This window comes from Rasiella rasia, assembly GCF_011044175.1.
In the GTDB taxonomy this organism is placed as follows: Bacteria; Bacteroidota; Bacteroidia; order Flavobacteriales; family Flavobacteriaceae; genus Marinirhabdus; species Marinirhabdus rasia.
Window position 1 is genome coordinate 2,902,702 of sequence record NZ_CP049057.1, and the last position, 14,384, is coordinate 2,917,085.

13 protein-coding genes are annotated in these 14,384 nt (G+C 37.3%); 6 read left to right on the plus strand and 7 right to left on the minus strand.

The window, feature by feature from the left end; genetic code table 11:
* Window positions 1-23 precede the first annotated feature (23 nt).
* Window positions 24-1,082, plus strand: a complete 1,059-nt coding sequence (locus G5B37_RS12860; protein ID WP_164680431.1) for an Omp28-related outer membrane protein — start codon at window positions 24-26, stop codon at window positions 1,080-1,082.
* Between the two features lie 81 nt (window positions 1,083-1,163).
* Here G5B37_RS12860 and accD read toward each other — a convergent pair whose 3' ends face one another.
* The 3 genes from accD to tamL are packed head-to-tail and all read right to left on the minus strand — an operon-like array spanning window position 1,164 to window position 5,774.
* On the minus strand, window positions 1,164-2,033 hold the full coding sequence (gene accD / locus G5B37_RS12865; protein WP_164680432.1) for an acetyl-CoA carboxylase, carboxyltransferase subunit beta: 870 nt from the start codon (window positions 2,031-2,033) through the stop codon (window positions 1,164-1,166).
* Window positions 2,034-2,081: 48 nt separating this feature from the next.
* Window positions 2,082-3,149: a class II fructose-bisphosphate aldolase gene (gene fbaA / locus G5B37_RS12870; RefSeq protein WP_164680433.1), complete on the minus strand. Its 1,068-nt coding sequence runs from the start codon at window positions 3,147-3,149 to the stop codon at window positions 2,082-2,084.
* Window positions 3,150-3,191: 42 nt separating this feature from the next.
* A complete protein-coding gene (gene tamL / locus G5B37_RS12875) occupies window positions 3,192-5,774 on the minus strand; it encodes a translocation and assembly module lipoprotein TamL (RefSeq protein WP_263649799.1) in 2,583 nt (860 codons plus the stop codon).
* 13 nt (window positions 5,775-5,787) lie between these two features.
* Here tamL and G5B37_RS12880 point away from each other — a divergent pair, with 13 nt between their 5' ends.
* Window positions 5,788-6,513, plus strand: a complete 726-nt coding sequence (locus G5B37_RS12880; protein ID WP_164680434.1) for an RNA methyltransferase — start codon at window positions 5,788-5,790, stop codon at window positions 6,511-6,513.
* Here G5B37_RS12880 and porT read toward each other — a convergent pair.
* The gene (porT, locus tag G5B37_RS12885) at window positions 6,500-7,210 is read right to left on the minus strand and encodes a type IX secretion/gliding motility protein PorT/SprT (RefSeq protein WP_164680435.1); all 711 of its coding nucleotides are present in this window, start codon (window positions 7,208-7,210) and stop codon (window positions 6,500-6,502) included. The genes G5B37_RS12880 and porT overlap by 14 nt on opposite strands.
* Window positions 7,210-7,941, minus strand: coding sequence for a bifunctional demethylmenaquinone methyltransferase/2-methoxy-6-polyprenyl-1,4-benzoquinol methylase UbiE (gene ubiE, locus G5B37_RS12890; protein ID WP_164680436.1), 732 nt, complete (start codon window positions 7,939-7,941; stop codon window positions 7,210-7,212). The genes porT and ubiE overlap by 1 nt, the downstream gene beginning before the upstream one ends.
* 149 nt (window positions 7,942-8,090) lie before the next feature.
* On the opposite strand from ubiE, the gene trkA reads away from it, so the two are divergent.
* Genes trkA through apaG form a run of 4 tightly spaced genes read left to right on the plus strand, consistent with a single transcriptional unit; the run spans window position 8,091 to window position 12,641 of the window.
* Window positions 8,091-9,440, plus strand: a complete 1,350-nt coding sequence (gene trkA, locus G5B37_RS12895) for a Trk system potassium transporter TrkA (RefSeq protein WP_164680437.1) — start codon at window positions 8,091-8,093, stop codon at window positions 9,438-9,440.
* Window positions 9,440-10,945, plus strand: a complete 1,506-nt coding sequence (locus tag G5B37_RS12900) for a TrkH family potassium uptake protein (protein WP_164680438.1) — start codon at window positions 9,440-9,442, stop codon at window positions 10,943-10,945. Before trkA ends, G5B37_RS12900 begins: the two co-directional genes overlap by 1 nt.
* Before the next feature lie 54 nt (window positions 10,946-10,999).
* Entirely contained in the window at window positions 11,000-12,253 is a 1,254-nt protein-coding gene (locus G5B37_RS12905) for a DUF3667 domain-containing protein (RefSeq protein ID WP_164680439.1), read from the plus strand.
* Window position 12,254: 1 nt separating this feature from the next.
* Window positions 12,255-12,641 carry a Co2+/Mg2+ efflux protein ApaG gene (gene apaG / locus G5B37_RS12910; RefSeq protein WP_164680440.1) on the plus strand — a complete coding sequence of 129 codons (387 nt, stop codon included), beginning with the start codon at window positions 12,255-12,257 and terminating at the stop codon, window positions 12,639-12,641.
* Here the strand turns inward: apaG and G5B37_RS12915 are convergent.
* Window positions 12,610-13,629, minus strand: coding sequence for a DUF6695 family protein (locus G5B37_RS12915; RefSeq protein ID WP_175017409.1), 1,020 nt, complete (start codon window positions 13,627-13,629; stop codon window positions 12,610-12,612). The genes apaG and G5B37_RS12915 overlap by 32 nt on opposite strands.
* Window positions 13,626-14,330 carry an NRDE family protein gene (locus G5B37_RS12920; RefSeq protein WP_164680441.1) on the minus strand — a complete coding sequence of 235 codons (705 nt, stop codon included), beginning with the start codon at window positions 14,328-14,330 and terminating at the stop codon, window positions 13,626-13,628. Before G5B37_RS12920 ends, G5B37_RS12915 begins: the two co-directional genes overlap by 4 nt.
* Between the last annotated feature and the right edge of the window lie 54 nt (window positions 14,331-14,384).

The window sequence follows — 14,384 nt, forward strand, 5'->3', positions numbered from 1 at the left end:
ATTTAGCTGATTAAATCCTTGTTATGAAAATGAAAAATCTGTTCTTTCTATGTCTAATTGCAGTTGTTTTTGTGTTTACGAGTTGTGATAGCGACGATGAGAACATAGTGGTTGGTCTCACTGCCGAAGCTGCACTTGTTGTTGAAAGTAATAAAGCGTTACGCAATCAAGAAGTCAACTTAAACCTTATTGGTACAGATGATGTGAACCATACAACCAATGCTACTTTTTATGTAAACAATGAAGTACTTGAAGGAACTACATTTGCCGCCTCAACTACAGGTGCCTTTCAAATAAAAGCTACCTATCTATTAAATGGTGTAGAAACCACAACGGCGACAGAAACGATAGAGGTGTTTATTCCGAAACGCAAAATAGTGTTGGAAATTTTCACAGGAACGTGGTGCGGGTACTGCCCAAGAAAAAAGCCTGCTGTAGAATCGTTACGAGCATTAACAGATCACGTGGCTGTAGTTGCTATTCATGGTAACAGTGCTAATACAAGTACAGACCCATTTACCATAGAAGATGGGATCTTCTTAAAAAACCATTTAAATATACCCGGATACCCAACAGGTATTGTGAATAGAGATGTTTTTTGGAATCTTCAGGCTAGTACTACAGCCGCTCAACCTTTTATGGCCTTGGCGGGAGAAGAAAGTCCGGTGAGTATTTCAATTGCTTCAGAAATTTCTAACAGCAACTTGTCTGTAAAAACCTCTTTGGTGAGTGAAGCCCAATTAAGTGACCACACCCTAGTAGTTTATTTGTTAGAAGATACAGTTATACACAACCAGGCAAGTTATTATGATGGTGATCCTAACAGTCCGTTTTTCGGAATGGGGAATCCATTAAAAGATTTTGAACACAATGAAGTACTTCGTCAACTACTTACAAATCCGTTAGGAGATGCTATGTCAACACTAACACCCTTAGCGCCTAAGGATTTTACATTTACTACAACAATTCCATCAGAGTACGACCAAAATAACTTGCGTTTAGTGGTTGCTATTTATGATGAGAATGGGGTAGCTGTTAATGCGCAATTTGCTAATATAAACGAGTTCAAGAGTTTTGAATAATACGCAACTATAAAATTAAATACAAAAGGGCTGTCTAATTAAGACAGCCCTATTACATTTAGTTATAATGTAGTTAAACGTTTACGACGCCGCTTTCTCTCTTAACGGGCGGTTTAAAACCAAGTCTAGATATAGATTTACTTTACGTTTTAGATTCTTTCTGTGGGTAATAAAGTCTAGAAAACCATGGTCTAATACAAACTCTGCGGTTTGAAATCCTTCTGGTAATTCTTTACCTGTAGTATCTCTAACCACACGCGGACCGGCAAATCCGATTAATGCGCCGGGCTCACTAATATTAATGTCTCCTAACATTGCAAAACTTGCAGTTGTACCTCCAGTAGTCGGGTCTGTACAAAGTGAAATATAAGGCAATCCAGCTTCAGATAGTTGTGCTAGTTTAGCACTTGTCTTGGCTAGTTGCATTAATGAAAGAGCAGCCTCCATCATACGGGCACCACCACTTTTGCTTATAAGAAGAAAAGGAAGTTTGTTTTTTAATGCGTAGTCTGCCGCACGCGCAATTTTTTCTCCTACAACACTTCCCATAGAGCCACCAATAAAGCTAAAATCCATACAGGCAACAACCAATTTTTCTCCCATAGAGTTTCCTACGGCTGTACGTACTGCATCTTTTAGCCCGGTTTTCTTTTGTGCATCCTTTAGTCTATCTACGTATTTTTTATTATCCTCAAATTTTAAAGGATCTTTAGATTCTAAATTTTTATCTAGTTCTTTGAATTTATTGTCGTCAAATAAAATTTCAAAATATTCTTTACTACCAATTCTAACATGGTATCCATCTTCAGGACTTACGTAAAAATTCTTTTCTAATTCATCGGCATCTACAACTTTACCCGTAGGAGATTTATACCAGAGTCCGCGTGGGACATCCTTTTTATCTTCAGTGGCAGTTTGTATACCTTTTTTTGTTCTTTTAAACCAAGACATAATTTTTTCGGTTGAGGAAGTTTATTTCTTTTTCAAATATAAGGAATCTTATAGTGTGTTCACGTTGTTCAAGTCTTCAAAAGCCCTAATCAATCGTTTTTTGAAGGTCAATTCACCTTCGCGAAGCCACTTTCTTGGGTCGTAGTATTTTTTATTTGGCAAATCAGAACCATCAGGATTTCCTATTTGCGTACGCAGGTATTCTAGATTGGTTTCTACATAGTCTCGCACCCCTTCGTTAAATGCAAATTGAAGGTCTGTGTCGATATTCATTTTAATCACACCATAGCCAATTGCTTCTCTAATTTCATCAAGTGTAGACCCACTACCACCATGAAAAACAAAATCTACAGGATTACTACCTGTATTGAATTTTTCTTGAACGTATTCTTGCGAATTTTTAAGGATGATAGGGGTTAGTTTTACATTTCCTGGTTTGTACACCCCATGAACATTTCCGAAGGCAGCAGCAATAGTAAATTGGTCGCTTACTTTCATTAGTTCTTCATAGGCATATGCAACTTCAGCTGGTTGCGTGTATAATTTTGAAGAATCTACATCAGTATTATCTACGCCATCTTCTTCACCACCGGTAATACCTAATTCAATTTCTAAGGTCATACCCATTTTGCTCATGCGTTCAAGGTATCTTTTTGAAATTTCTATATTTTCTTCTAGTGGTTCTTCAGAAAGGTCAATCATGTGAGAACTGTACAGCGGGATTCCGTTTTCTTTATAAAAAACTTCACCTGCATCTAACAACCCATCAATCCAAGGAAGGAGTTTCTTTGCACAGTGGTCTGTATGTAAAATTACTGTAGCTCCATATGCTTTCGCCAACTCATGCACGTGCTTTGCTCCTGCGATGCCTCCTACAATTGCCGCTTTGTGACCATCGTTGTTAAGCCCCTTTCCAGCATTAAAATGTGCTCCACCATTCGAAAATTGAATAATAACAGGAGAATTTAGCTCGGCGGCAGCTTCCATAACAGTGTTAACACTGCTCGATCCCACAACATTAACAGCGGGTAAGGCAAAGCCTTTTTCTTTGGCAAGTTTATGTATTTCTTGCACTTGTCTTCCGGTAGCTACGCCCGGCAAAATAGTATGGCTCATAGTAGTTTAATTTGAGCGACAAAAATAACAAAAAATGCTGGGTTAAAACGGATAGTTAATCCCGATGTTATAGACAGCGTTTTTGAAATTATAATCTTTAAACCAACGCTCTCCTTCTAAACGACCTGGATCATGAGTTTTAAACCCAATATCGAAACGTACTACAAAGAAGCCAAAATCGTATCTAATTCCGAAACCAGAGGCCACAGCAAGTTCTTTTAGGTCTTGTAGACCGTCGAAATTAAATTCTTCTTCATCTGCAAGATCGTCTGCTACATTCCAAATATTTCCAACGTCTACAAAGAAAGCGCCTTTAAAAGCTCCTAAAATGGTATATCGATATTCGCCATTAAAGGCGAGTTTAAAATTTGCTTCATTAAAATCTAAAATCCCGCCACTACTTCCTGGTCCAAGACTATACGCTCGCCACCCTCTGTTATCATTGGTTCCACCAGCAAAATAACTTCTAGTAAACGGAATGCTATTACTATTTCCGTAGGGGAGTGCTAACCCAATAAAACCTCTTGCGGCAAATACGTTGTTGTCAAAAAGAGTCCAATGTTTAATTACTTCGGCCTCACCTTTTATATATTGCGAGTATACTACGCCACCAACTTCCTTGTTTCCTTCTTCATTTTTTTCGGCTCCAGTTAAGCTGGTTACTCCAGATAGTATGGTGCCTGCAGACTCTAGTTTCCATCTAAAACGAGTCCAACTTTTATCAAAAATGTTCTCTCTTGTGTCTTGAAGCCATGTAAACGATGTGGCAAAAATCAAATTATCTTCACTCAGTCTAAATCTTCGTTCGGCAATGCTTAGTACTTCGTCAATATCGTCAAGGCTAATATCAAGATCTGGATCCTGATCTACTAGAACATCCGATATGAAGTCGTCAGTCTCATCAGGAATGGTTAGTACAGGAGACGATGACATATCAGCATTACTAAAATTGTAGCCAGCAGCACGGGCAATTTCATTTAACCTATCGTATGAACTCTTATAGACATTAAAATAATTTTCTACATTCAAATTTCGCACATATTGAATGTCGAAAAGGTCTAGCTCGTTGGTTCTTATTTTAGAAGGTTTCCAACGATAGTTAAACTTTCCGGAGTAATTCTGTCTATCTAACCCAATATTATTCTGAAGATTAAGTCCAACACTTAAGTTGGTGGAGGGCGACATGTATTTTGGTATAAACTTATCTGTGTTAAGCGGAAATAGGATACGCGGGAACGATAGGCGTACATTACCACCAATATCAGATGTTCCAAAAAAACCAACGTCTTTATCTGCCGAAGATCCCACGCTTCCGCTTACTGAAAGTTGGAGGGTTTCTGCCCCTCTAAATACATTTCTAATGAGCAACGAGCTGCTAAAACCAGTTCCAAATGGCTGTAGGGCAGAAGTATAAGCATCAAAGCTTGTGTCGAAAGTGTATTTCTTTTGAGGAGATAGTAAAATTGTGGCGATAAGCCCTGTGCTATCCTTCGGATTTTCTTGATACGTAATGTTTGGGTACCTAAATATTTTTAGATCACTAATCTGATTGTAGGTAAGGGTTCTGTCAATGTCTTTAAAAACTTTGTTTGGGGTGATAGAAATGGCATCGGTAATGGCTTTTGGTCTGTATTTTATTTTTTCGTACCCGTAAAGTTTATAGCCATTGTGTGAAACAGAATCTGTTAAGGTTTTCGTACTATTAGCAAAAGTGTAGTCTGTAACGATACGCACTTCATCTACACTAAAAACTTTAAATGGCTCAGTGCGTGTAGTGTCACCTACAGAAATCTTCCTGTCAGGTATTACATAGGTAATATTAGCCTTGTGATCTGTATTTACAGTATCTCCTTTAAATGTTACGTAGTCCTGATCGAAATAATAGAGTCCAGAATTTCTAAACTGTATGGTGATACGATCAATTTCATTTACAAAATTACTACGATTGTATTGGTCACCACGCCGTATAAAAGCATCTTTTTTTGAAAGTTGAAATAGAGAATCTACAGCAGGTGAGCTTAAGTTGTAAGCAATAGAGTCTATAAAGTATGGTTTGTGTTTTACAACATCATAGGTTACAGATGCTCTTTTTTCTTTAGAAGAATCTTTATTTACTTTATGCTTAGCTTCTGCATTAAAGTACCCTAAACTGGCGTAGTAACGTTTTAGCTGGGTAACCGATTTTTTATTGCGATCTTCAGAGACAATTACAGGTGCATCTCCTGCACGTTGTAACCATTGGTTAAATTTTATATACGAACTGTCTAACGCTTCTAGTTGTTTCCTAGATAGAAAACGTACAAGTCGATCTTCTCGTTGCGGTTTTTTATCAAGCCACGCTTGGAAGGTAGAATCTGGCTTCGGATTGGCTAGATTGTAGATGTGAAGCCCTACTGGAATGCCAAGCAACGGAAAAGTAGTGTTGGGTCGTTGGGTTAAAAAGCTGTAGGGGTCGTTTTCTGTTGTCTTCTCACCATCTACATTAATGGTGTTTTCAGTTAGTAAAAACTGACCGTCGGGCACATACTTTACAGCATTACAGGAAACCAATAGTAATACGGCTCCTAAAATAAATGTTACTTTTGTGAAGGTTTTGACCAAGGGTATGTCTTTACTGAAATTCAAAAATAGGATAAATTTGATAAGTAAAAGTGAAATAAAATCAATAACGCAGTTACAGCAGAAAAAGTACCGAGATACAAGACAACTTTTTATTGCTGAAGGCCCCAAAGTAATCTCAGAGCTTTTGTTGGCTGGAATGGAAGTTGAAGCCCATTACGATACTGCGCCAACGCATATATTGAAAGAGAATTACTACCAAGTCACCGCTCAAGAGTTAAAGAAAATTAGCTGCTTAAAGACAGCAAATAAGTCGTTAGCTATTTTTAGAAAGCCTACTTCAGCTGCACTTGTAGATTCTGGACTCATTGTGGCTCTCGATGCTGTAAGAGATCCAGGAAACTTAGGAACCATTATACGGCTATGTGATTGGTTTGGAGTGAACCAATTAATATGCTCAGAAGACACTGCAGACTGTTTTAATCCTAAAGTAATACAAGCTACTATGGGTAGTATTGCTCGTGTAGCAGTTCATTATGTGCCGCTTAAAGATACGCTGCAATCTTTAAGTTTGCCCATTTTTGGTGCTTTTATGGATGGAAAGAATGTGTACGATGGCACGTTGCCTTCGCAAGGCATTTTGGTTATGGGCAATGAAGCGCATGGTGTTTCTGCGGAAATTTCCGAGGTAATTCAAGAGCGTATTAGCATTCCACAATTTGGAAGTCAGACTACAGAAAGTTTAAATGTGGCAACCGCCACAGCAATTTTGCTCAGTGAATTTAGAAGGGCTATTGAAAGGTAAAATTAACAAAGATTCCACGGGTAGATAGCCTGCTAATATTACTCGTCCACGGACTATTAGGATCGTCGTCAGCTACTAGCTCATCACTTGTGGCAAAAACACCTCTAATGGAAGGTGTAAATTTAAAGTAGAATAAGTAGAAGTCGATACCAAAACCAAGTTCAAAATATCCGGTGCCGCTAGTCATCCTAAATTGGCCCTGCTCGTTGTCTTCTGGATTTTGTTCGTTACTGGAAAGGTTAAAAGATCTAGACACACCTGCCACCACAAAGGGCTTAATGTTGTTTAATCGTTTCGTTGAGAACTTAACTAATAAGGGTACATGAATGTAGGTAGATTTTGTCTCTCTAAGAAAGTCTCTCTCTTCAACCAAATTTGGGAAAATAAGATTACGCTGTGCAAAATACAAGCCGGGCTCCAGTCTAAGGTTTATATATTTGTTGACGCGCATATCCCCAACAAGACCAACATTAAAACCACTTTGGCTATTTACAATAATGTCTGTGTTGTCGTCTTGGGCTTGATCAAAATATTCAATCTTAAAATCGTAAGAGTTAAACCCTAAAAAGTAACCCCACGTTAAAAAACGATTGTCAAACGTTTCTAGGTTTGCGAGACGCTCTTTGCTAAATAGTTGTGCGTTAGCGCTTTGTGCTAATAGAACAATTGCTAATATTAAAAGTATCCTTTTTGTCATTACTTGCTTGCCGTATAAATGGTGGCAACACCAAAGGTTTGCGGTTTATTTTCCACCTCTATAAACCCAATTTTTCGTAAAATATTGTTGAGTGCATCGCCATGCGGAAAAACAGCTGCACTTTCGCTTAAATATTTGTAGGCGACTTTGTCTTTGGAAAATAATCGGCCTATAACTGGTAATACTCCTTTAGAGTATACGTGATAGCCTTGCTTCCAAGGAAATTTGGTTGGTACCGATGTTTCTAGAATAACAAATTTTCCTTTTGGAGAAAGTACGCGATAAATCTCAGCGAGTCCTTTTTCTAAAGTTTCAAAATTACGTACCCCAAAAGACACGGTAATTGCATCAAAACTATTGTCGTTAAATGGAAGAGCTTCACTATCGCCTTTTACGAATTTTAATCGTGCTGAAAAGCTGCTATTTTCAATTTTCTTTCGGGCAACAGAGAGCATTCCTTCAGAGAGGTCTAACCCTACAATTTTGGAAGCGGAAGTTTTTTCTGCAAATTGAAGCGCAAGATCGCCTGTGCCCGTTGCAATATCAAGGACGCTGGTAGGGTTTTCTTTTGCAACAAGTTTAATTACTTTTCTTCTCCATTTTTGATCTATACCTAATGAAATAACACGATTTAACCCATCGTAATTGCCAGAAATAGTATCGAACATTTGTTCAACCTGTTCCTTTTTAGTTCGATCTGTGTCTTTATAAGGTGTTACTTTCTCTTCCATAGTATTTTGCAGGCGCAAAGCTACGTACTTTTTGTTGAAATCGTACATAATTAGAGTTTGGTTTGTTTTTCCGAAGCAACAGAAAATAACCGATTTCTTTTTAATTTATAATTCTGTTGTACCTTTGCATCACTTATTTCATATACTGCATGAAAATTATAATTGCCGGTGCTGGCGAAGTTGGCTTTCACTTAGCCAAATTGTTATCGTATGAGTCGCAAGACATTACTTTAATTGATAACAAGAGAGATACACTTACCTATGCCGATACGCACTTAGACATACGAGTGATAAAGGGAGATGCTACGTCTATTTCGACTTTAAAAGACGCCAAAATCAATAATTCAGATTTGGTGATTGCTGTAACCAGCAGCGAAACTACCAATATTACTGTTTGTGTTTTGGCGAAACAGCTAGGAGCAAAACGTACTATTGCACGTATTTCTAACACAGAATTTTTGGACAATAAAGATGAGGTTGGTTTCAAAAAATTTGGAATCGATGAGCTCATTTCTCCAGAATCTCTAGCAGCTAATGAAATTGCATTGTTGCTTAATCAAAGTGGCTTTAATGATACCTATGAGTTCGAAAATGGTGCCCTTATCATGATTGGCTTAAGCTTATCTCGTACGGCAGCATTTGTAGATAAAACGGTAAAAGAAGTTGGTAATTTGTTTCCAGAATTAGAGTATGTACCATTAGCGATACAACGCTTTGGAACCCAGTATACAGTGATTCCTAGAGGTGATACTATGTTTAAGGAAGGAGATCAAGTGTATTTTACAACTACTCAGAAAGGTGTAGATGAAATCTTTAAACTCACAGGGAAAGTAAAAATGGAAATTAAGAATGTAATGATTCTTGGTGGAAGTAAAATTGGGTACAAAACAGCAAACGATTTATGTAAAAATAGCTTTCGTGTAAAGCTTATTGAAAACAATAAAGTAAAAGCCTTTGAAATCGCAGACGAAATACCTAGTTGCCTGGTAATAAATGGCGATGGTAGAAACGTCGAGCTACTTATGGAAGAATCTATTGCAGATATGGATGCCTTTATTTCGGTTACAGGTAACAGCGAAACAAATATCATGTCTTGTTTAGTAGCCAAAAGTAAGGGTGTAAAAAAAGCAATTGCTTTGGTAGAGAATATGGACTATTTTCAACTTTCGCAATCCATAGGTATTGATACCCTCATTAATAAAAAACTGTTAGCTGCAAATACTATTTTTAGATACGTTCGTAAAGGAGAAGTGGTTGCAATGACTAAACTTAACAACATGAATGCTGAACTGTTAGAATTTGTTGTAACTCCAAATTCTAATGTTTCTGGAAAAGTAATAAAAGATATAGATCTGCCGCGTTCTGCTATAATAGGTGGTGTTGTTAGAGACGGAGCTGGGTTAATAGCATTAGGTGATTTTAAAATACTTAGTGGCGACCGTGTGGTAATTTGTTGTTTGCCACAATCAATCTCTAAGGTTGAAAAACTCTTCGTATAATGCGCCCCATTGCCTCCTTAAATTACAGAATTATATTACACCTTCTTGGGCTATTACTCTTAGTTAATGGAGGGTTTATGTTGCTCTCTGCACTTATTAGTATGTTATATGCAGATGGAGTAGCATTAGAAATAATGCTTGCAGGTATTACTACGCTAGTAGTGGGTGGTATTTCAATGTTGGCCACTAGAAAGCATAGAAAGGAACTTCAAAAAAGGGAAGGATATATAATTGTAACTTTTGGATGGATAACCATGGCACTTGCAGGTACATTGCCCTACCTTTTTACGGGGGCAATTCCAGGCTTTACTAATGCTTTCTTCGAAACTATGAGCGGGTACACCACGACGGGTGCTTCTATTTTAAGCGACATTGAAAGTCTGCCGGAAGGAGTACTTTTCTGGAGAAGTATTACCCATTGGATTGGTGGTATGGGTATTATTGTGCTAGCCATTGCAATTTTACCCCTTTTGGGAATAGGCGGAATGCAATTGTTTACCGCTGAAGCCCCGGGGCCAGGAGGAGATAAATTACATCCTAGAATTACCGATACAGCAAAACGGTTATGGCTTATATATGTTGGGTATACTGTTGCCGAAACTATATTACTGAAACTAGCAGGAATGAGTTTGTTTGATGCAATGAATCACTCATTGAGCACATTGAGTACAGGTGGTTTTTCTACAAAAAATGCAAGTGTAGCTCATTGGAATGACCAACCCATAATACAGTATATTATTATTGTATTTATGTTTTTGGCAGGAACAAATTTTGTTTTAAGCTACTTTGCATTTAAAGCAAGGTTTAGAAGAATTCTTCATGATGATGAATTTAAATGGTATGCCGCATTTGTTGGAATTTTTACAGTTATCGCTGGACTTATAATTTATTTTCAAGCAGATCTCGCAAACTCAACAATAGCACACCCAATGGTGTGGGGCCCTGCAGAAAGTGCTTTTAGGCATGCGGCATTTCAGGTGTTAGCCGTAATTACAACTACTGGTTTTGTTTCCGCAGATTATACAGTTTGGACTCCTTTCTTGACAATATTTTTCTTTGGGTTAATGTTTCTTGGTGGATCAGCTGGCTCGACTTCAGGAGGTGTTAAAATTGTACGACATCTTATTATGATTAAAAATGGTATACTTGAATTTAAGCGTACGTTACACCCCAATGCGATTCTTCAGGTTAGATATAATAATCGCCTCATTCAAGAACCAATTGTATACAACATTCTTGGCTTTTTTATTTTGTATATGCTTTCTTTTATTCTTGGGGTCTTGGTTTTTTCATGGCTTGGTTTAGATTACAAAACCGCTCTCGGTGGTGCGGCATCTACTCTAGGTAACGTAGGGCCAGCATTGGGTGATTTAGGACCAGTAGAAAACTATGGTGCTTTGCCTACAGTGGCTAAATGGTGGGCCACATTTTTAATGCTTATAGGGAGGTTAGAACTTTTTACAGTTCTTATTTTATTCACACCTTTCTTTTGGAGAAATCGATAATTTCTACGATTTGGTTTTTTACTGAAATGTTAAAAGTTTCTGTACATTTACGGTATGGCAGATGATTCCATAGTAAAGAAGGAAAAAAAAGTCGGCAAAAATAGTCGTAAGCACTACAAGTACCGAAGTAATACCTGTCTCAACTGTTCACAGCCGTTAGACTTAAGCGACGTCTATTGCCCCTATTGCTCGCAGTTAAATAGCACCAAACAACTTTCATTAAAAGATTTTTTTGGTGAGTTTTTTAATAGTATCGTGAGCTACGATTCTAGACTGCGGTACACCATTTCAGACTTATTGTTTAAACCAGGAACTATTACTAGAAGGTATGTTGGAGGAAAACGTCTGAGATACGCAAATCCGTTTCGTTTTTTTCTAAGCGTTTCTATTATATATTTCTTGCTTAGTAATCTTATCACTAGTATTTCGCCAAATGCAAGCCCTTTTATTAATGTAGATGAAAACAAAACGGAGCAAGTTCGAGAGGAGCTTCAAGAAGCTACCGAAAAAGTAACGGAAGACATTGAGAATAACGCAGCTAAAGTGTTAGAAGAGCTCAATGAAAATGATGGTGAATTAAACGAGCAAATTAAAAAGAATGTAAATGTAGGTTTACTCGCTTTACAAGAATTGAAACAAGATAGCCTCGCAAAAAAAACAAAAGATTCATTGGCTGAAGTCGCCAAAGAAAAGAAAAAGGAAAAGGAAAAGCCCTTTGTAGCGATGTCTGAAGCCGCTTTAGATACTATTAACTGGTCTAATAGAATTGTTGAGCGATTTGTGACCTACAATAAGTTTTATGAACAAACAGAAATTAAAGACGTATCTGTAGCACTCGATAGTATGGGGCACAAAAATACCTCTTTCAACAGATGGGTATACAATAAAAATAAAACCATAGATAAAATAAAAGAAGAACCGTATGTGTTTATGAATTACGTTCTGGGTAAAGTTCCGTTCTTCATATTTTTCTTTACACCTGTGTTTGCATTATTCTTTTGGCTGATATATTCTAAAAAGAAATACAGTTATGTAGAACACATGATTTTTATCTTCCATATTTTCAGCTTTCTGTTTTTAGCAATGCTTATAGCGTTAATACCTGACGCATTAATGGGTAATGAGATTTTAGTTTCTTTATTATTTATGCTTATTGGTCCGTTTTACTTTTATAAGGCGCTTCGAAATTTTTATAAGCAAGGACGCCTAATTACAATTGTAAAATTTATATTTTTAAACTTCGTTTTTTTAATTAGCGTAAACATTGCCGCACTCTTGTTTTTTGCAGTTACGGCAGCAGTATATTAGTATGGTTCAACAAGTAACAAAAGGAATTAAAATTTCGGTTGCCAGCAGGTTTCAAGGCGTCATAGATTATAGCCTTAAACATGGATATGCTTTTTCGTATACTATTACTATTGAAAATCAAAGTAAAGATATTGTTCAATTAATTTCACGAAAATGGGAAATTAAAGATGCCCTTAACAACACAGAGTATGTAGAAGGCGATGGCGTAGTTGGATTGCAACCCATATTGCAACCTGGCGAAGCACATACATATAGCAGTGGATGTATTCTACAAGCTCCTGTAGGCAGTATGCAGGGCAGTTACAAAATGATGAATTTTACTACAGGCGATTTTTTTTCAGTCATTATCCCAGTTTTTAAGCTGAATGCTGCTTTCGCAATGAATTAAAAGCACGCAAACTTCCAACACAATTCAATTTTATTTTTTCACCATTTTGAAGTACATGACAGTACTCACAATGACTATCGTATGTAAAACTATAAGGCAAGCTCTTATTAAATTGTTCAGATAAAAAGACACCGTCAAAATCTACCTTACCTAGCGCATTGTACCTTTTAATGTTGAAATGATATTGGGGTAATTCAACATTGGTGATTTCAAACCAAGCATCGCTTCCCGTTCCCTCCAACTTTTGAAGGTTAGCACTCTTAAGAAGTGCTGGAATTTCCGAAGTACATGCAGAAAGGTTTTTGCTACGGTCAAAATAATTCGTTAGATTTTCTTTAAAAGCACTTCCTTTAAAAGGTTTTATGGTGCCGTCAAAAACTTGGTAGATGTTGTTATGCAAAGCTCCTTTCTCTACATTGCCAACGGTACTAGGAGTAAATTTTTTATTGAACTTTAAAGACTTAATAATTTTGTTTTCTTGAGTGGCGGCCAAAATGGTGTCTGTAACAAATCGAGCACAATTACTACCATCTTTAGCAAAGGCGCCATAGGGAATACTTCCTCTTTGCTGCAATTCGGTGATGTAGTTTTTAGCTTTTTCAAAGTTAATGGCATCACAGACCGAAGCTAACAATCTACCTTCGCCATGCGTCTTTTGCGGATTTGCATCTAACCAATACAGAAAATCATCTAAGTTTGCTAGTTCCTTATTATGTTTAAAAGTTGCGATAATAGGTAGATGTAATTCGGCGTCTGTAGTTTCCCCCCGAACTCTTCCATGCCCTTTTGGAGTAACATACCTACCAAAGTCGTAATAATATGCTCGTCCGGTATTATTCTCAATAAGGACCAATGCAGCATGCCCAGCTTTAATATAATCTCTAGTACCTAAGCCTACTAAGGGTAATAATTTACATATTAACTCGGTACTCATGGTGACAAAAGTATCGGGAAAAGCAAGTACAATTATTTTTCCTGTGTAGTTCAAAAGGTGGTTTTAGTTTGTTGCTGGTTGTGAAGGTCTTCATATTGCATCCAAAGAGAGTGCTCTGTTTTTTCAATCTGCGTAATACTTTTTGTTTTTACAAAGCCACGATTCATAATAAGGTCAATATCGGCATTGCCAATTCCTGCAGTTTTATGAAACGTTTTAATTTCTTTCGCCGAAGGTCGCATTGTGGTGAAAATAAACTCAGAAAACCAAGCTTCACGAAGTGCCTTTGCTTCTTTGTTATACAGTAATGATGAAGACCAAATGTGTGGTTGCAGCGGCTTTTCAGCAAAATGAGCAGTTGTACCGTCCCAAACTAATTCAAAAATCTGCGTTGTAGTTTCGTAGGCAACTGTGATAAGTGTGAATGGCTCAATACCGTTAAAATTGTAGGTGTTAATTGCTTCGGAAATATCCTTGGTTGTCAATAATTCTGTGACAAGCAATCCGCGACTCATTCTGTAACTATCTGCCCGTTCATGTGCTGTAAAGCCTCCGTTGAGTAAACAAACAAGTCGTTGCTTATCCGAAAGACCTATCCATGTACCCCCGGCGACTTCATCTTTGGGAAACAATACTTGTGTATTGTCTAGGGTATACACCTCGGGTGCAATCGTACTTCTATCGGGCGCTTCATCTCTATTTGAAGTAAATAGAAATGAGTTGTTATTCTGAGGAATAAAAGTAACCGTACACATAAGGGAATAGTCGATTTAAAATTTAGAAGCTTTCGACACTTAGTAAAAATAGAG